We start from the raw sequence: 18,359 nt of genomic DNA on the forward strand, positions 1-18,359 counted from the left end.
CAGGAAGCGGCATAATCAGATACTCTCACCACCGGCATGATGCAGTTGGGGTAGCTTTTCCACGCCCGAAGCCCGATCGAATATCGAGAAAGTCTTGGCCTTACGCCATAAACCAGTCCAATTTTTATCCCTCCCCCCTTCTTGAAGATACCTCCACACGTGAAGATCATCTTCTGATCAATCATGAGCATGGTGCACTTGCGAAGAAGGAAGTCCGTCAGGCGCTGGACATGGCGATCGACAAGCAGTCGATTGTCGATACCGTGACATTCGGGATTGGTCAGGTTGCGAATTCCTACATACCGAAGGGCGCTCTGTATCATTATGCCGATAATCTCAAGCGTCCATACGATCCCGAGAAGGCGAAACAGATGCTGGCCGATGCTGATGCAGCGGGCCTGTCGCTCAATTACATCGTCAATGCCGGCAACGAAACGGACGAACAGATCGCAGTTCTTCTACAGCAGCAGCTCCAGAAGGCAGGCGTTACCGTCAACCTCCAGAAAGTCGACCCTAGCCAGAGCTGGGATATGTTGATTGCTGGTGATTACGATATCTCCGTCATGTACTGGACCAATGACGTTCTTGATCCTGACCAGAAGACCACATTTGTTTTGGGTCACGATACCAATATGAATTACATGACCCGCTATAACAATGAGAAGATAAAAGACCTCGTTGCAGCAGCGCGTCTGGAGCTTGATCCAAAGAAGCGTGAAGCCATGTATATTGATCTTCAGAAAATGGCGAAGGATGATGTCAACTGGATCGATCTCTATTACAGCCCTTATATCAATGTCACGGGCAAGAATATTGAGAATTTCTACCAGAACCCGCTTGGTCGTTTCTTCCTGGAAGATACTGTGAAGAACTAAATTTGTCGTGGTGAGGCGCAAATGTTGCGGCGGGCAACGCCCGCCGTCTCTTATTCGTGTTATTTGCCGACGCGATAATTGACCTCAAAAAACTCAAGTTCGAGACGAACAGCGCGCAGGAAGAAGTCTCGACATATTTCTGATTGCGCTGGACCAACCCGGTCCAGTTCGGATTTGAGGAAACCTACAAATTCCCGGAAATGAGGATTGTCATGTAGTGTAATCCATTCTGCATGAACGAAATTATTTGGAAAGGGTGAGGGCGTACGCGATGCCCAGTCGAGATAAAGGCCTTCGGCAACATTGAGAACCGAGAGGATTGCGGCGTAGGAGCGTGTGACAGCAGCTTCACGCATGATTGCTTTGAACCCGATGGTTGGTTCGGTATCGGGGATATTTGCGCGTGCCTCTTCACTCACATCGAGTGCTGCAAAAGCACGGAGAAAATAGGTGTTTTCTTCTCCGGATACCATTCCGGCAAAGCGGCCAAAGCGCAGTCGCGCCTCAAATGTATCTGCTGTGGCCATTGCCGCACCCAGCAAAGTGAGAAAACTGTCGAGAAAACGATGATCCTGAACCAGATAGGATGCCATCGCTGGATCCGAAAGGGTGCCTGCACAGAGTTCTTTGACGAAAGAATGTTCAACGGCCTGCGTCCACAATGGTTCGCTTGCTTGCTTCAGTTTTTGAGAGAAATGTTCAGTCATAAAGCTACCTTTCTGCTGGTAGCGAGACCGCGTAAATTTGGCATTATACGGCCTCGCAGTGAGGCCGGCAAAAGGCTGGCTTAAACTTCCCCATCCCTTCGCCGGCATGATCCGGATCAGGTTCGAAGGGTCACGGCGCTGCGTTTGCCAGCCGTATCTCAGCCCCTTGCGGGACACCCCTTGGTGTTAGAAATCTTAATCGAGACTCTCGCCAATGTCGAGCCGTTGGGTAGTCGATGGTTTGGATATAACCGAACTGAAATCATCGTATCAACGATGCGCTAGTCAGTCAGTCTTGTTGGATTCCGCAAGTTCAGCCTCTCTTCGTCTCAGCATCTCGAACATGGATGTGGTACGCAGATTTGTCTCGCGATCAATCTCGCCGCCCTTTTGCCAGATGCCATATTTCTCACGGAAGTAATCGATGACAAGGAGATCTGCTTCGATACGGTCATGCCCTTCCTGAACCAGATTGAGCAGCGCATCTACTCTGCTACCTTTGCCTTCACGAAGGTGGCGTCGTTTTCCGGTATTCCAGATTGGAATGCCTACACGTTCCAAGTGTCCGGAAATCCATGGATCGTCTACTGTCCACATCACATCAGGAATATCGTAAAAAAGCTCATCGAACCATTCAGGGCGCACCAGAACACCAGCAAAGCCGGAAATCTGATCGACATATCCGGGAGTGGTTAGGTTGGGTTTGATGGTGAAAAGGCAGAGTATCCGTTTCACTCTGTATATAGAGTCTTTGTGTTTCCAGCGGCTGCGCGGGAGCCTGTCTGATGGGCGGCAATCATCGGATATATCCGGGAATGTTTCACCCACTTCAATAATACATGTATTCGGTTTCTTGGCCGCTTCGTTCTTAAAGCGTGCATGCCAGCCGCGATCATAAATCTTATCGTCGTCGCAGAATAGAATGTCGATATCCTGTCCCTTCAGATCCCGGGCTGCTGGAAGGACTTTCGTCGCAGGGCCATAATCCCGGTCACAACGGCAGATAGTTATGCCCTTCGGTACTACCGGCGGCGTTCCATCCCAATCCGGAAAGCGGCGGTATGTCTCAGGTATGTAAAGCCGAATTTCTTGAGCTTTTAAATTCTGAGATAAAAGAGACTTCAGAGTTGGCTGTAACAGATGAAAACGCGAAGGTATCGATGATAAGCTTATGATAGTCGGTCTTCTCAATGTCGACCCCTTTGAGCAATCTGGTATGTTGAAACGCGATTCCATGCGTTCCGATTAAATGCGTTGTTAGCTACAATTTTATCAAATGAAAAATTATATGAACTAATGAACAGCTCTACTCGTATTATATGCTTTGATCGAAGTTTGATAGCAAAAATGTTAGAGCTGCAAATACGACAATGCAAGCCGCAAAAAGCTGCGATTGAAACATTGAACCAGTACATGATCTATAATTTTCACACCCCTGCACTGCATAAAGATGACTGTTAAAATCATATTTAAATTGCAAGGGCTCTTATATGCACTGCAGAAGTTTTTTACTGCCTTGGCAGGCGGAACTATTCATGCCGACGAACATAACAGGCGAGCCGACGTGCTGCGCTTTTTTCAACGAGCGATGGCGGGATTCGATGGCATACTGCAATGGCAATAGGGCGCTGAGTGGAAAAGCTGCAGCCCTTGGGTGGATTGGCCGGACTTGGCAGATCGCCACGCAATACAATACACTTGCGCTGGCGCTGGGATATCGCTGGTCGGCAACCAGCATACCGAGGAAGCCATTGATCTTATCAGGAAGACCGAGACATTTGTCGTGGAAGGCTGGGTCACTGACAATGTGCTCGACATGGCGGTTGGCTATTCCATGACAGATGCAATGAGCAATGTCCTGCCTTCTACTGGAACGAGATCGCTGTCATATCGGCTTTGTGGGATATGGAGGCGCGTCTGCGCGTCGATACAGTGACCGTCTCCCGGCCTTTGAGGAAACCATGGCTGCGGCAGGTCTGGAATATCACCGGGTCTGCATTGTGGATGAGGTTGAAGGTTTTAGTGCTAGTCCCAAGACACTTGAAGCGCCGCGTTGTATCGATCCTGATATCGATGGTGTGATCTGTCCCACGGATATCGTGGCGGCTGGTGTGATATTCGAATGCACGCGCCTTGGGTGGAAAGTACCGGAGCGTCTTGCTGTCACCGGATGGGGGACTATGAAATCGCGTCGGAAATAACGTCGGGCCTATCGACGATCCAGCCGAACGCCTATGAAATGGGTGTAAAGAGCATGGAAATGATTGTCGACCGCGTCTCTGGAGTGGCAGCGGCAGACGTCGTCGTCGATATCGGTTATGATGTCGTGAAGCGCGAGAGTGCGTAAAGCACTCAGCCTCCACCGTTTGTTCAGGTGGCCCCTTTTTTGCGGAATGAAGAAGCGTCGATGCCGAGCCGGTTCAATCGGGCGTAGAGACTACGACGTGGTAGCTGCAACAATTCGGCAGCTTCTCCGACATCACCATTCAGGCGTGCAAGTGTGTCCTGCAAGACCTTGGCTTCAAACTGATCCATCTGCTCTGCAAGCGGCAGAGAGCTGGGTTCATTCGTTGGATCGTAACTTAGTCCCAATACCACTTGCTTTGCGAAATTTCGCAACTCCCGCACATTCCCCAACCACTCATCGGCGTTGAGCCGGGACTCTATCGTTGCATTGATGTCCGGACGCGGCTGACCGAACTGGTTTGCAGCTTCATCGAGAAAATAAGCGAATAAAAGCCCGATATCTTTGCGGCGCTCACGCAAAGGCGGGATGCGAAGCCGTACGGTTTCAAGCCTGTAGAAAAGATCTGACCTGAAGTGCCCGGCATTTACGACGCCTTCGAGATCTCCTTTGGCAGCAGCGATAACGCGCAGATTGACGGCGCGAGGTTCGCCCGTCATCGACGGCAACTCACGTTCTTCGACGACGCGCAAGAGCTTGCCTTGTAGGCTTGTTGACATGCTGTCGATTTCATCAAGAAAGAGTGTCCCGCGATCCGCGTCGGCTATGCGCCCACGTTGAATTCTATTGCCGAAAAGCACCTCATCGGCAATCGCGTCGGGGAGTGCTGCACAATCGATTGCGACAAAGCCGCGAGCGTGGCGTGTGCTCCAGCGATGAAGCAGTCGGGCAACAAGTTCCTTTCCGGTGCCAGTCTCGCCTTCGATCAGCACATCTACATCGACACTTGCAAGCTGGCGGATAGTCTCGCGCAATCGCACCATGACGGGTGTTTCACCCAGCAACGGGAAATCTTGCTCAGCTTCCGCAGCGGCTTTGCGAAGTCTACGGTTTTCGAGAACCAGACGGCGCATTTCCAATGCCCGACGAACACTTGAAACCATGTGATCGGCAGAGAAAGGCTTCGCAATAAAGTCGAACGCACCTTTTTTGAGTGCTGCCACTGCCATGCTGATGTCGCCATGTCCGGTCATGAGGATGACTGGCAACTCGGGGTCGCGTGTCAGCAGCGCTTCCATCACGGCATGACCATCAATGCGTGGCATCCGGATATCTGTGACGACGATCCCGGGAAAGTCGGCACTCAGATTGGCAAGTGCTGATTGTCCATCGCCATAGGTCTCGATATCCAGCCCAGCGATCTCGAAGGAATCTGCAAGAGCTGTGCGGAATGCCACGTCATCATCGATCAACATGACGCGGAGTGGTTCAGTGCCTGTCATGTTTGTTTTGCTCGCTTTACCGTGGCTGAGAAGGCAGCGCCGCCCAATGGCGAAGGCACGATACGCAACGTGCCTTCGAGCTCTGTCATGATGTCGCGTGCAATACCTAACCCAAGGCCCAACCCTTCCGGTTTTCCGGTTACAAAGGGGCTAAACACTTCATCGGCCAATGCTTGATCTATGCCGGGTCCGTTATCCGCGACAATCAGGGACACAAGTTGTTCCTCTTCCGAGATGAACAAAGCGATGCGCGGTTCAGATTTTTCAGCAACCGCATCAAGCGCATTTTGCAGCAGATTGACCAACACTTGTTCCAGCCGGACGCGATTTGCTAGAACCGCAAAATTGGACCCATTGGGCATTTCAAGAGTCACACCAGCTTTGTGAAAGCGGTCGCCCATCAAAAGAAGTGTGCCTTCTATCAACTCATCAAGGTGGACCGGAGCCAAGTCGCGGTGTCCGCGTCGCGCAAAGCGCCGCATTTCCTGTGTAATAGAACCAATACGCGACGTAAGTTCGACGGAAGTGGCCAGGTTGGCTGCGACTTTGTCCAGTTTGCCCTTTGCCAGGTGGTGTTGTGCATTTTCTGTAAGTGTTTGAATGGTGGCGACGGGTTGGTTGATCTCATGGACGAGACCTGCGGTGATAGACCCCAGCGATGCGAGCCTGTTTGCCTGCCCCAGTTCTTCGCGCGCTTCCCGAAAGCGTTTGTCGGCGCGCTCGCGCTCTGCCATTTCAGCGCTGAGTTCGGCCGTGCGTTCTGCAACTACGGTTTCAAGGGCTGCGCGGTCTGCAGCCAGGCGTGCTGCGCGCGTTATTCGCCAATAAACTGCACCGGCAAGCACGATGAGGATCAGCAGCGCTGACACAGTTATAAGTCGTGCCAGATCGTGTGCCGCTCGCATTGATGGGGCTACGGCTTCAACGTGGAGAAGTCTTAATTCTGTTCCGGCAATTGGCTCACTCACCGTGAGAAATTTTGCACCGGATGGTCCGCGCATCATGTTTTCGGGCTCGAAAGCATAATGGCTGGGTTGTAAGTCCGCGATATTGAACTGTCCGCTCTGGCGTATCTTTGCACGCTCTGCTTCGGAGATTGGTAGAAACGAACGCAGGTCTTCTGCCTTGTCCGTTGATGCCAATATGATGCCACGAGGATCAACGACGAACGTTTGGCCGGGATCGTTCGACCACGTTTGGACAAGCCGGTGAAATTCAAATTTGACGACTACAACACCAACGGGATTAACTTCATCACCAATGCGCCTTGCGAGGAATAGGCCAAAGCGCCTGCTGAGATCGCCTATAGCATAATATTCAGCAGCCCCTGCGGCCATCGCGCCTTGAAAATAAGGACGGTAGCCGTAATTGCGCCCAACGAAACTTTCAGGCGTATTGGCATTGGAAGAAGCAATGACGGTGCCATCGCGTTTGACAACATATATGATCGGTGAGCCGATCTCATAGGCAAGAAATTTCAGCTTCTCGTTAAGTCGTTCTGTCGCGTCCTGTCTCTCACCAGCAAGGACGTCGTTAAGGTCGCTATACTCTTTCAGAACAACCGGAAGCAGGCGGAACTTGGCCAGTTCGCTATCGATAAGACGGGTTTGTTGACGCGCAACAAGTGTCGCGGCCTCGCTCAAACGATCAAGCGCGCTTGTCTCAGTCCATGACCGTGCAATCGTCCAGAGGCCTATCGCCAGCATGAACGCGAGCGCGATCATCAGGATTCTGCGGAGCTGTCGCCATTTTTTCATTTGTGCAGGATTATGCATTTATTTGAGTAATGTCACGCATATTTTTGCACAAATTGAATGTTCAAAATGTGTCAAAATCGAGATTCTGCGAGTTAATTCAACAAACTAAACTTTTTAATCCGCCGCTCTGGCGGTCGACAGCCATGTCCCGCATTTTGGTACCACTTCGAAAGTGGGAGTTTCGTAGGGAGGAGCTAATCCGTGCAACCACAAAATCGTGTCTTTGTTCTCGCCCGATTTCTTGAAGGAGATCTGGGTATTGCGATGCAGGCTCAGGAAACTGAAAGCCGGCCAGACCAAGGGGCGCGGATCTAGAAATCAATCAATCAGGCCCATTTCCCAACAGGGGTTTTCGCCTTTTTAAGCTCTTCTTGGGCGCGGTTGCGACAATTCCCCAAGACAATCAGAAACACCCTAAAATATGCGTGGCTAATGGCGCGCTCACCACGGGTGAACCTCAAAAATCGTGAGATTTGAAGGAGTGACCGCATGGTCTCAATAACGTCCGAACAGAGTGCTGTGCCTAGCACCAACAGCCGACTGAAATCCATTATTGGCGGATCGACCGGTAACCTCGTTGAATGGTTTGACTGGTATGTATACGCAGCTTTCACGCTCTATTTCGCACCGCACTTTTTTCCTTCGGAAAGCCAGACTGCGCAACTTTTGAGCGCTGCTGCAGTTTTTGCCGTTGGTTTCATCATGCGCCCGATCGGTGCGTGGATCATGGGCATCTATGCTGATCGCAAGGGCCGTAAGGCAGGTCTGGCGCTGTCTGTGACGCTAATGTGCGCAGGTTCGCTTATCATTGCCCTGACACCCGGCTATGAAACTATTGGCCTTGTTGCCCCGGCGCTTCTGGTTCTTGCACGCCTCATGCAGGGCCTGTCTGTTGGCGGTGAGTATGGTGCCAGCGCGACCTATCTATCCGAAATGGCGGGCAAAAGCCGTCGCGGCTTCTTCTCGTCCTTCCAGTATGTGACGCTGATCTCCGGCCAGCTTTTGGCAATTTTGCTACTGATCGTGCTTCAGAGCACGATGGAAACCTCTGCCCTTGAAGCCTGGGGTTGGCGTATCCCGTTCTTCATCGGTGCATTGCTTGCGGTTGTCGTCTTCTGGCTGCGCCGGGGTCTTGCTGAAACCGAGAGCTTCAAGAACGTTAAAGCCAAGGGCGCACCGAAGTCAGGCTTCTGGACATTGATCAAGTATCATCCGAAGGAAACCGCACTGGTCATGCTTCTGACCGCTGGTGGTACGCTCGCCTTCTACGCATACTCGATTTACATGCAGAAGTTCCTGGTCAATACATCTGGCTTCAGCCGCGAAGTGGCCAGTCAGATCAACGCGGTCACGCTGTTCATCTTCATGTGCCTTCAGCCTGTCGCCGGTGCATTATCGGACAAGATTGGTCGCAAGCCGCTGATGATTGCCTTTGGTGCAGCAGGGGTGCTGTTTACCTATCCGATCTTCGCTACGCTCGAACAGACACGTGACCCTTGGGTTGCTGGGATGCTCGTCATGGGTGCCTTGATCATTGTAACGGGTTACACCTCGATCAATGCAGTGGTGAAGGCAGAACTCTTCCCGGCTCATATCCGTGCGCTTGGTGTGGCGCTGCCTTACGCTCTGGCGAATACTTTGTTTGGCGGAACAGCGGAATATGTAGCGCTGAGCTTTAAGAACGGTGGCTGGGAGCGTGGCTTCTACTGGTACGTAACCGTCATGATCGGCATTTCGTTGGTCGTTTATCTGCGGATGCGCGATACCAGCAAAGACAGTATGATCAAGGAAGACTAAGAAACCACAATGCCGGGCCAAAAGTCCGGCATTTTTTATTCCGCATCCGCCCTTCGGCCGCAGGATTATTTCATCGTAACGACGACGTAGGTCGGATAGACCTCAACGAAAATCAATGGTGTCGCGTTGATGATTGTCGCCTGATCGATTGGTGAAATGCGGACATTGGCAAGCATATTCTCGAGCTTGGCACGATTGTCCTTGCTGCTGAAGAATTTGTCTTTTTCATCTTCTGCATCGACTTTGCCAAACTGGTGAACATTGGCGCGGTCCTGTCTGATGATGCCTGCCACTTTGCTGAGGCGCTGGCCGGATGAGCTATAATGATCGCGCTCGCTTAAACGGGCGTAATAAGTGTCGATTGGTTTCTCAGCGGCTGTCGCCGTTCCTGTAACCGCCAGCACCATGGCTGCCATGATAGTCGAGCGCATGATATCTCCTTATATCCACCTCAACCACTAGCAGTTTCGGATGTGTTATTCAGTCTATTCCTGGCGTTTTACCCGAATTTTTATGGCAATGCAGTAACGGGTGAGTAATCAGCCGCATCGCAGGTCATTGCAGATCAGTTTATTCCGTAATGCAACTGAATCTCTGATTGTCAAAAAATCAGCCGCATTTTCATTACGCTATCACCTTGGATCTACAAATCACGTCTCGCCACCGTCTGGCGCTCAATGAGCTTAAAGCCAACATCAACGAGTGAAGATGATGCGGGACGTTCATCTGCATCGCCTTTTTCGAAAAGATTGAGCAGTAATTCGCCCGTTTTCACACCAATTCCGATCGCGTCGATACGTATTGTCGTGATCGCAGGAACCGACTGACGTGCGATATCGAAATCGCCAAAACCCATTAGGGACAATTGCTCAGGCACTCTAATGCCACGACGATGGCATTCCATAAGTGCTCCAAATGCCGAGATGTCCGATACTGCGAAGACAGCGTCTACATCGGGTGCGCGCTCAAGCAAAGTCGATATGGTGCGGGCCCCATGGTCGTGTGAAACGGGTGCCGTTCCTTCGCGTACGATCAGTTCGTCACTCATCCCCGCCTCCCGTAAAGCAGAGGCGAAGCCCATTAATCGGCTTTCACCACGCAAGTCGATAGCGTCGGCATCTGTGCGCGAGCCGAGTGCGCCAATGCGCCGATGTCCGAGTGACAAGAGGTATCGTGCGGCAGCGCGTCCAACTTCATAGTTGGAGAATCCAACCGAATGATCAATCGGCTTGTCGGGCTTGCCCCATATTTCGATGATCGGAATATCAGCGCGCAGCAGCATTTCAGTGGCTGCTTTCGTGTGAACCGTTCCCGCGACTACAATTGCATCGGGGCGGCGCTCAAGCATGGCACGAATGATGCGCTCTTCTTCCTCCAACTTATACATCGTGAAGCCGATCAGCAGCTGATAGCCTTTCGGACGCAAAGATTCTGCCAGTCCTTGAGCTGTATCGGCGAAGTTCGAGTTCGTCAGGGTTGGCAGAATGGCCGTGATGAAGTTGGTGCGTCGGGAAGAGAGGCTGCCCGCTACCCGGTCTGGAACGTAACTCAGTTGTTCAATGGCTTCCATCACCCGCTTGCGGGTGGCTTCAGACACCAGATCCGGGTCTGCGAGAACGCGTGACACAGTCATTTGCGATACGCCCGCGAGGCGGGAGACGTCTCGCATGGTTGCTTTTCTGGCGGGCGAGGTGATCATGCAAAGTCCTGTTTGATCGGTTGGTTTATCAGACGGTCAGCGTCGCGTCAGTTGTCGGTATCTGCTCATAGACGACATGATAGAAACGACCGTCAAACATTTCCATCATCCGGTCTGTGATGACACGCCCTTCAAGCCGTACCGGCGAAGCCAAGGCTTCCTCGACCGCCGCCATCGACGGATAATCTATTTCCTGCACCATGGCGATAGACGGCGAACCGGGGTCCACATTCAACATGCGCATGACCCGCACCGCTTGCGCGTTTGGCATGCGCTTCCAGACTGGAAGCAACTCTTCTTTCACGATGCGAAAAAAATCCTCCTCGCGTCCAGGATGGATTGTGCCTTCAAAAATTGCTGAACGTGTATGCATGACGGGTTCCCTAGTACTCGTTTTTATGTTGCAATGATATCGATAACATGCACTATTGCAAGCAACAAGAATGGGAATGCATAACTTCACAGCGGGTAATTGGATTTCGGCGCTGATTTTCAGCGCAACCAACAGATCAGGAGAATTTGACCTGCTGTTGTTACGGGAGAGAAGCTTGATATCTAACAGGGTTTAAGGGGTGCAATTTCGTGAATTGACGATGTTATCGAAAACATCGATCAATAACATCAGAGCGAATGTCAACGTATAACGATGATGCCTCGCTTTCATTCAGGGAGGGTTGAGTGAAGGCGGGAAACTGGAGGAGAAATCATGCGTATTCTGAAAACAATTCGTAATTTGGCCATGGGCTTAACAATGGCTGGCATGTTCGGCATGGCCGATGCCCATGCTGTATCCATTAGCGATATTTCGGCTCGTGGCACGGTCAAAATTGGCGTGCTGACAGGTGCCCCGCCGATGGGGATGGTTGATGAAAAGGGTAATCCAGCAGGATACGACGTCGATGTCGCCAATCTGCTTGGTACCTATCTTAATCTCCCGGTTGAACTGGTTCCGTTAACACCGCCAGCACGTATCCCGGCGCTGCAAACCGGCAAGGTTGATTTCCTCGTTGCTACGCTTTCTCCAACGGGCGAGCGTGCAAAAACGGTGATGTTCACGCAGCCATACAACGCTTTTAATATGGATATCATTTCTGGTCCGGATCAGAATTTTGCCAAGCTTGAAGATCTTGCAGGTAAGCGCGTGTCGGTAAACCGTGGTTCGACCCAGGAAACAGCGCTCCGCAAAGCTGCGATCCAGGGGCTTGAAATCGTTGTCTATGAAGATGATTCAACGAGTGCCCAGGCTCTGATTGCCGGACAGGTAGACGCCGTGGCGCTACCTTCAACGGTTGGCGAAGCGATTATCAAACAGCGTCCCGAAGCAGGCCTCAAGGTCGGTTTCACCTTCTTCAAACAGGGCAATTCCATGGCGACCAAGCTTGAAGATTTCGAGCTTCGTCAATGGTTGAACACGGCAATCTATCTGATGAAGATTTCAGGCGATCTGGACAAGATTGCGGTGAAGTGGACGGGTCGTCCGATGCCCGACCTACCATCATTCTGATTGTTTCGCCGTCGGTGCCCCAAAGCACCGACGGATTTCTTCACATCGTTGCATAAAAGAATCCGCACAAGCGCTGTTATTCAGCGGGAGGCCGGACCATGTCCTACACTTTTCAGTTCGGAGTCATCGCTCAATATCAGGATGCTCTGCTGGCAGGCATTTGGCTGACAATCAAGCTGTCGGTCATGTCTATCGTTTTGGGTTGCGCGGGTGGCGTTTTGTTCGCTTCGCTGCGTTCGATGAACAGCGGCATAATTCGCTTTCTGGTTGATGCCTATGTCGAAATCATCCGCAATACGCCATTCCTGGTGCAATTGTTCATCATCTATTTCGGGTTGCCTGCCGTGGGCTTCCGTGTGGGTGCCGAAGTTGCCGCCCTCATTGGCATGACAATCAACCTCACAGCCTATTCTACGGAAATCATCCGCTCAGGTATTGAGGCTGTCCATAAATCGCAGATTGAGGCGGGTGAGGCGCTGGGTTTCACGCGATTGCAGATTTATCGCCATGTGATCATTCTGCCAGCCTTGGCAAAGGTCTATCCGGCTTTGTGCAGCCAGTTCGTGTTGATGATGCTCGCATCCAGCGTTTGCTCGGTTATTTCAACGCAGGAGCTGGCCGCATCCGCTGCCTTTGTTGAATCCCAGACCTACCGCTCATTCGAGGTCTATATCGTCGTAACCCTGATTTATCTGGGACTGGCATTGTGTTTGCGCGCAGTCCTTGCACTGGTCGGGCTTTGGCTGTTTGGCCGTCGTGTCGCCCGTCGTGCGGTTGTAGCAATTCCGGAGGCGTCAGCATGACTTTTCGCAGCTTCGGACCAGACGAATTTCTGTTTCTGCTTGCGGGCTTGCATTGGACGGTACTACTGACCGCTATCGCATTGATTGGCGGCGGCATTGCTGGCTTTTTAATCGCGCTGGCCCGTGTTTCAACAATCAAATGGCTGCGTGTGGTCGCTGGCACTTATATCCAGATCATTCAGGGTATCCCCGTGCTGATGATCCTGTTTCTCTCTTACTATGGTTTGAGCCTCGCAGGATTTGATCTGCATCCACTGGTCGCTGCCGGAGCGTCGATGTCAATCTATGCGTCGGGCTATCTGGCAGAAATCTGGCGCGGTTGCATTCAGTCAGTTCCCAAACAGCAATGGGAAGCATCTGAGTCACTCGCTATGACGCGTGCTCAGCAGTATCGTTATGTGATCCTGCCGCAGGCTGTCCGTATTTCCTTGCCGTCAACGGTCGGTTTTGCCGTACAGGTCGTCAAGAACACCTCGATCGCGTCGATTATCGGCTTTGTCGAACTGGCCCGGGCAGGCACGCTCATCAATAATGCAACGTTCCAACCATTCCGCGTCTTTGTGGTGGTCGCAGCGCTTTATTTTGCCGTTTGCTACCCATTGTCATTGCTATCGCGCTGGCTGGAAAGGAGGCTCAATGTCTGAAGTCGTCATTAAGAATGTTCACAAGAGTTTCGGCAATGTCGAAGTCCTCAAAGGTGTCTCGCTTGCAGTTGAACGCGGTGAAGTTTTTGCCCTTATCGGTCGTTCAGGCTCGGGGAAAAGCACATTGCTGCGCTGCATCAATGGGCTCGAAAAGATCAACTCTGGCGAGATCGAAATCGCTGGTCATAAAGTGACCAGTGACGCCGCTCAGTTGCGTAAATTGCGCAAAGATGTGGGCATCGTCTTTCAAAGCTACAACCTGTTTCCGCATCTGACAGTTGGGGAAAACATCATGCTCGCGCCGAAAATCGTGAAGGATGTTCCAAAAGCAGATGCGAGAAAAAAAGCCGAGGAGGTTTTGAAACTCGTCGGGCTTTCGGAAAAATTCGATGCTTATCCGGATCAATTGTCGGGTGGTCAGCAGCAGCGTGTTGCTATTGCCCGTTCTTTGGCGATGCAGCCCAAGGTGATGCTGTTCGACGAAGTGACGTCAGCACTTGATCCGGAACTCACGGAAGAAGTGCTGAATGTGATGGAGGAACTGGCACGCGGTGGCATGACGATGATCCTTGTCACGCACGAAATGGCATTTGCCAGACGTGTCGCGACGAAAACCATCTTCATGCATCAAGGCACGATCTGGGAAGAGGGGCCTTCAGCCGAGCTGTTTGCCAATCCCAAGACGGCTGAACTTCGTCAGTTCGTTAAATCTGACGTCAAATAGCTCCCGAAATATCCATTGAAGAGAAATAGTATGTCCGTTGAAATACTCCAGCTTTGCCCATTGATCCCCGCAATGGAGCAAAGCCTGAACGAGCAGTATAAAGTCCATCGCTGGTTCGAGATTGCAGATCAGAATGCGTTTCTGAATGCCCATGCCGACAAGATCAAAGGCGTTGTCACCGGTGGTCATATTGGGATTCCCAATGAATTGGCAGACCGCTTGTCCACGCTTGAAATCGTCGCCATCAATGGTGTTGGGTTTGACAAGGTCGATCTGCCAAAGGCCCGCCAAAGAGGGTATCGTGTTTCAAACACGCCTGATGTTTTGACAACCGATGTTGCTGATACGGCGATTGGTCTCATCATTGCACAGGCGCGCCACATTGCGACCGCTGATGCCCATGTCCGTAAGGGCAGTTGGCCAAAAGCGGAAATCGGGCTTGGTACGCGCGTCAGTGGGCGGCGATATGGGATATTTGGCTTAGGCCGTATCGGCAAGGCAATAGCCCGACGGTTGGAAGGCTTTGATGGGCGGATCAGCTATACGGGCAGGGCAAAGCAGGATGTTGCTTACGACTATTACCCAAGCCTTCTGGAGCTTGCGCAGAACTGCGATGTTCTGGTGATCGCCGCTGCAGCAAGTGCTGAAACCCGACATGCGATCAATGTCGACGTACTTGCGGCCCTTGGGCCAAATGGTGTGCTGATCAATATCGCGCGTGGTTCGCTTGTCGATGAAGTGGCGCTGGTTAAGGCGTTGCAATCCGGACAACTTGGCGGTGCCGGGCTTGATGTCTTTGAGAATGAGCCAACGGTTCCCGCTGAACTTTTCGACATGCCCAATGTGGTGCTTACACCGCATATCGGCAGTGGAACGCATCAGACCCGAAAGGCAATGGCGGATCTGGTCTTGGCAAATCTGAGCGCGCACTTCAGCGGCAAAGAACTGGTGACTCCGGTCGTCTAGAGCGCCGTGCGCCCTCTTGGGCGCACAAAGGTCGCTCTAACAGTTTAAATTATGCAGTAGCCGAGCATTTCGAGCAGGCTGAAAACAATGAAGGCGGCCAATGGCCGCCTTTCTTACGATAACTTGCCGTCGAGCAGGCGCATCATCTCGGCGGAATCCCTATCGCCCAATCCTGCTGCGCAGAGAAGTCTGTGAATTTCAACCACCTGACCTGTCATCGGTAGCGGGGTCTTCGTCTTCATGGCGAAAGCCTGAAGCGAGTCCAGATCTTTCAGCATATTGTCGATGCGGCCGGTGGGGCTGTAGTCGCGCGCCGCAAATTTTCCCATGAACTCCTGCATGATACGGTTATCGGCTCGCCCGCCTGCCAGTGCTTGCGGAACGATTGCCGGGTCCACGCCGCCGGCTTCTGCGAGCTTGACGGCTTCCGCCACGGCCTGAAACGCCACGGCGCAGAAAAGCTGGTTGATGAGCTTGGTTGCCTGGCCCGCTCCACTTGGGCCCATCAATGTGTAGTTGGTGCTAAGGTATTGCATCACAGTATAGGCATGATCGAAGTCTTCTTTTTCGCCGCCTGCAACGATGGTCAACTCACCGGTCAGTGCGCGCGGTGCACCGCCAGACAGTGGGCAATCAACCCATTTCATACCGGTTTCAGATGCGAGTTGCTTGGCCATCTTTGCAGTTTCTGACGGATCGATGGACGACATGTCGATGAGGGTTTTCCCTGCGGATGCTGCCTGTGCAACGCCGCCCTCTCCAAACACAACGCTGCGAACGATATTGGCATGGTTGAGGCTCAGTATGACAAAGTCGCTTTGTGCGGTTGCTCCAGCTGGAGATTCGGCAGCTGTTGCGCCTTTCTCGACAAGCTTGGTTACCTTATCGGTATCCAAGTCAAAAATTCTCACACTATTGCCAGTTTCAAGCAATCGGGTGGCGATTGCCGTGCCCATGATGCCTGCGCCAACGACAGCGACATTTGAAGTCTTGCTCATCAATCTTCTCCCATGATTGACGTGAAACCCGCGCTCAGACGCTGGCGGTCATGCCACCGTCAACATGGAGTACCTGGCCGTTGACGAAGGACGAGGCGTTGCTGCTCAGATAGACCGCAGCCCCTACCAGCTCTTCCACATTACCCCACCGGCCTGCGGGTGTGCGCTTTTCAAGCCAGCTGGTGAACTCTGGATTGTCGACCAGTGCCTGATTGAGCGGCGTTTTGAAATAGCCAGGAGCGATAGCATTGATCTGGAGGCCATATTGGGCCCAGTCGGTGGCCATGCCGCGCGTCAGATTGCGCACAGCGCCCTTCGTTGCAGTATAGGGAGCAATGGATGGGCGCGCCAATTCACTCTGAACTGAGGCAATATTGATAATCTTGCCGTGCTTACGCCCGATCATATGGCGTGCCACAGCTTGGCCAACATAAAAGACGCTGGAAACATTGGTTGCAAGCAACTGCTGCCATTTGTCGTCGGGAAAGTCTTCAAGTGGCGTACGGAATTGCATGCCGGCATTATTGATAAGAATTTCGATGAGCCCGATTTCGTGTTCAATCGCGTCGACACCTGCCTTCACTGCTTCAATATCAGTGACGTCGAAATAGGAGGCATGTGCCTTGTGGCCTGTATCTCTTAGATTTTTTACTGCTGTATCGACTTTGGTCCGGTCGCGACCGTTAATGACGACCTCGGCGCCGTGCTCTGCGAGGCCTTGAGCCAGTGCTAGGCCAATTCCCTGGCTGGAGCCGGTTATCAGGGCCAGTTTGCCCGTCAGGTCGAAGAGCGGAAATGTCATTGGTTCCTCCCAGATATCGAAATGCTTTATCAGTCATTGACAGTATTGTTCTTGCATAAATGTTATCGATAACATATGCAAGTTAGATCAGGGAGGACCGCATGAAAACTGTCGTCATTCACGCCGCTAAGGACCTCAGAATTGAGGAGCGCGAACCTGAAGCTGTCAGCTCAAGCCAGGTTGAGATTGCCATTGAGGCAGGTGGGATTTGTGGTTCCGACCTTCACTATTATAACCATGGCGGTATCGGTGCCATTCGCCTGCGCGAACCGATGATACTCGGTCATGAAGTGGCGGGAACCATCACAGCTCTGGGGAATGGTGTGAGTGGTCTGGCTATTGGCGATCAGGTGGCTGTCTCGCCGAGCAGGCCTTGCAATGCTTGTCAGTATTGCCTCAAGGGCATGCAGAACCACTGCCTCAATATGCGCTTTTATGGCAGCGCTATGCCCATGCCACATATTCAGGGTGCCTTTCGTCAAAGACTGGTCGCCGAAAGCTGGCAATGCCACAAGGTCGGCGACGGTATCTCCATTCACGAGGCTGCATTTGCTGAACCTTTGGCTGTGACACTTCACGCTGTCGCACGCGCTGGATCACTGCTGAACAAGCGCGTGCTCGTTACAGGCTCTGGACCAATTGGTGCTTTGATTGTCATTGCTGCACGCGCCCATGGTGCGCGCGAGATCGTCGCGACCGACGTGATGGAGCCTGTGCTCGAAAAAGTGAGGGAAGTTGGCGCAGATCGGACCATTAATGTGGCGGAGAACCCGGAGCAGTTGACGAGTTATGCGGCAAACAAAGGCTACTTCGATGTCATGTTTGAAGCATCTGGCAATGAGCGCGCAATGCGGGCGGGATTAGAAGTGCTGAAGCCGCTTGGCATTCTGGTACAGGTCGGCCTTGGGGGCGATGTTTCCGTTCCACAAAATATTGTGGTCTCAAAAGAAATCGATATGCGTGGCTCATTCCGTTTTCACGAGGAATTTGGTCTTGCGGTCGATATGATCAACCGCAAAGCCGTCGATGTGAAGCCACTTCTGAGTTCCGTCTATCCGCTTGAAGACGTTCTTTCAGCTTTTGAGATTGCCGGGGACCGCAACCAATCCATGAAGGTTCAATTGACGTTCTAGGCCGTGGTGACGCTTTAACTTATCAGCGGCGCGAGCGGGATTTTGACGCTGGCGAGGAGAAGTGAGCGATGAGGAGTTATTCCTCCTTGAGCGAACTTCGACAAAGCCAGAGGGGAAATCCGCCGCGTCCCTTGAGGGATATGGTGAAAATCGCCCATCTTGTCGTCGTAAAACCTCAATGGAGAATACTCCACCTTCGGTTTTACTCCTAAAGCTGAACGATTTTCCCTCATACCGCTGCAAAAGTGAAATCGTCACCACGG

20 protein-coding genes and 1 riboswitch are annotated in these 18,359 nt (G+C 52.2%); of the genes, 10 read left to right on the forward strand and 10 right to left on the reverse strand.

The features are described 5' to 3' along the window. Positions 1-875 (forward strand): ABC transporter substrate-binding protein (locus CEV33_RS22620; protein ID WP_141211621.1); only part of this gene is annotated, 875 nt, incomplete at its 5' end. A 59-nt stretch (positions 876-934) separates the two neighbouring features. Here the strand turns inward: CEV33_RS22620 and CEV33_RS22625 are convergent. The 3 genes from CEV33_RS22625 to CEV33_RS24720 all read right to left on the reverse strand — a co-directional run bounded on the left by CEV33_RS22625 (position 935) and on the right by CEV33_RS24720 (position 3,270). Next, positions 935-1,582: a TenA family protein gene (locus CEV33_RS22625; RefSeq protein WP_094542614.1), complete on the reverse strand. Its 648-nt coding sequence runs from the start codon at positions 1,580-1,582 to the stop codon at positions 935-937. Between the two features lie 76 nt (positions 1,583-1,658). After that, positions 1,659-1,773: riboswitch (TPP riboswitch) on the reverse strand. A gap of 94 nt (positions 1,774-1,867) precedes the next feature. Continuing rightward, entirely contained in the window at positions 1,868-2,773 is a 906-nt protein-coding gene (locus tag CEV33_RS22630; protein WP_094542754.1) for a hypothetical protein, read from the reverse strand. Positions 2,774-3,111: 338 nt separating this feature from the next. Beyond that, positions 3,112-3,270, reverse strand: a complete 159-nt coding sequence (locus tag CEV33_RS24720) for a hypothetical protein (protein ID WP_328588606.1) — start codon at positions 3,268-3,270, stop codon at positions 3,112-3,114. A gap of 165 nt (positions 3,271-3,435) precedes the next feature. On the opposite strand from CEV33_RS24720, the gene CEV33_RS22640 reads away from it, so the two are divergent. After that, positions 3,436-3,783, forward strand: coding sequence for a substrate-binding domain-containing protein (locus CEV33_RS22640; RefSeq protein WP_094542616.1), 348 nt, complete (start codon positions 3,436-3,438; stop codon positions 3,781-3,783). Further along, on the forward strand, positions 3,753-3,929 hold the full coding sequence (locus CEV33_RS24105) for a type 1 periplasmic-binding domain-containing protein (protein WP_167388226.1): 177 nt from the start codon (positions 3,753-3,755) through the stop codon (positions 3,927-3,929). Before CEV33_RS22640 ends, CEV33_RS24105 begins: the two co-directional genes overlap by 31 nt. Before the next feature lie 23 nt (positions 3,930-3,952). On the opposite strand, the gene CEV33_RS22645 is transcribed toward CEV33_RS24105, so the two are convergent. Then, positions 3,953-5,269 carry a sigma-54-dependent transcriptional regulator gene (locus CEV33_RS22645; RefSeq protein WP_094542617.1) on the reverse strand — a complete coding sequence of 439 codons (1,317 nt, stop codon included), beginning with the start codon at positions 5,267-5,269 and terminating at the stop codon, positions 3,953-3,955. Beyond that, complete coding sequence (locus CEV33_RS22650) at positions 5,266-6,993, reverse strand: sensor histidine kinase (protein ID WP_235818510.1); 1,728 nt, start codon at positions 6,991-6,993, stop codon at positions 5,266-5,268. The genes CEV33_RS22645 and CEV33_RS22650 overlap by 4 nt, the downstream gene beginning before the upstream one ends. 522 nt (positions 6,994-7,515) lie before the next feature. Here CEV33_RS22650 and CEV33_RS22655 point away from each other — a divergent pair. Beyond that, a complete protein-coding gene (locus CEV33_RS22655) occupies positions 7,516-8,823 on the forward strand; it encodes an MFS transporter (protein ID WP_094542618.1) in 1,308 nt (435 codons plus the stop codon). A gap of 65 nt (positions 8,824-8,888) precedes the next feature. Here the strand turns inward: CEV33_RS22655 and CEV33_RS22660 are convergent, their stop codons facing one another. The 3 genes from CEV33_RS22660 to CEV33_RS22670 form a co-directional block, all read right to left on the reverse strand. Beyond that, on the reverse strand, positions 8,889-9,254 hold the full coding sequence (locus CEV33_RS22660) for a hypothetical protein (protein WP_094542619.1): 366 nt from the start codon (positions 9,252-9,254) through the stop codon (positions 8,889-8,891). Between the two features lie 212 nt (positions 9,255-9,466). Beyond that, positions 9,467-10,492 carry a LacI family DNA-binding transcriptional regulator gene (locus tag CEV33_RS22665; protein ID WP_094542756.1) on the reverse strand — a complete coding sequence of 342 codons (1,026 nt, stop codon included), beginning with the start codon at positions 10,490-10,492 and terminating at the stop codon, positions 9,467-9,469. A 58-nt stretch (positions 10,493-10,550) separates the two neighbouring features. Further along, on the reverse strand, positions 10,551-10,895 hold the full coding sequence (locus tag CEV33_RS22670; RefSeq protein WP_094542620.1) for a hypothetical protein: 345 nt from the start codon (positions 10,893-10,895) through the stop codon (positions 10,551-10,553). Positions 10,896-11,261: 366 nt separating this feature from the next. On the opposite strand from CEV33_RS22670, the gene CEV33_RS22675 reads away from it, so the two are divergent. The 5 genes from CEV33_RS22675 to CEV33_RS22695 all read left to right on the forward strand — a co-directional run bounded on the left by CEV33_RS22675 (position 11,262) and on the right by CEV33_RS22695 (position 15,163). Beyond that, positions 11,262-12,026, forward strand: a complete 765-nt coding sequence (locus tag CEV33_RS22675) for a transporter substrate-binding domain-containing protein (protein WP_374817668.1) — start codon at positions 11,262-11,264, stop codon at positions 12,024-12,026. Between the two features lie 98 nt (positions 12,027-12,124). Next, positions 12,125-12,829 carry an amino acid ABC transporter permease gene (locus CEV33_RS22680; protein WP_094542622.1) on the forward strand — a complete coding sequence of 235 codons (705 nt, stop codon included), beginning with the start codon at positions 12,125-12,127 and terminating at the stop codon, positions 12,827-12,829. After that, a complete protein-coding gene (locus CEV33_RS22685) occupies positions 12,826-13,473 on the forward strand; it encodes an amino acid ABC transporter permease (protein WP_094542623.1) in 648 nt (215 codons plus the stop codon). Before CEV33_RS22680 ends, CEV33_RS22685 begins: the two co-directional genes overlap by 4 nt. Then, a complete protein-coding gene (locus CEV33_RS22690; protein ID WP_094542624.1) occupies positions 13,466-14,197 on the forward strand; it encodes an amino acid ABC transporter ATP-binding protein in 732 nt (243 codons plus the stop codon). Before CEV33_RS22685 ends, CEV33_RS22690 begins: the two co-directional genes overlap by 8 nt. A gap of 30 nt (positions 14,198-14,227) precedes the next feature. Further along, positions 14,228-15,163: a 2-hydroxyacid dehydrogenase gene (locus tag CEV33_RS22695; RefSeq protein ID WP_094542625.1), complete on the forward strand. Its 936-nt coding sequence runs from the start codon at positions 14,228-14,230 to the stop codon at positions 15,161-15,163. Positions 15,164-15,276: 113 nt separating this feature from the next. Here the strand turns inward: CEV33_RS22695 and CEV33_RS22700 are convergent, their stop codons facing one another. Both CEV33_RS22700 and CEV33_RS22705 read right to left on the reverse strand, forming a co-directional pair. Continuing rightward, a complete protein-coding gene (locus CEV33_RS22700; RefSeq protein WP_094542626.1) occupies positions 15,277-16,161 on the reverse strand; it encodes an NAD(P)-dependent oxidoreductase in 885 nt (294 codons plus the stop codon). A gap of 34 nt (positions 16,162-16,195) precedes the next feature. Then, a complete protein-coding gene (locus CEV33_RS22705; RefSeq protein WP_094542627.1) occupies positions 16,196-16,963 on the reverse strand; it encodes an SDR family oxidoreductase in 768 nt (255 codons plus the stop codon). Between the two features lie 101 nt (positions 16,964-17,064). On the opposite strand from CEV33_RS22705, the gene CEV33_RS22710 reads away from it, so the two are divergent. After that, the gene (locus CEV33_RS22710) at positions 17,065-18,096 is read left to right on the forward strand and encodes an L-idonate 5-dehydrogenase (RefSeq protein WP_094542628.1); all 1,032 of its coding nucleotides are present in this window, start codon (positions 17,065-17,067) and stop codon (positions 18,094-18,096) included. Positions 18,097-18,359 lie beyond the last annotated feature (263 nt).

The sequence above is a fragment of the Brucella grignonensis genome, from assembly GCF_002252505.1.
GTDB classification, from domain to species: Bacteria; Pseudomonadota; Alphaproteobacteria; order Rhizobiales; family Rhizobiaceae; genus Brucella; species Brucella grignonensis.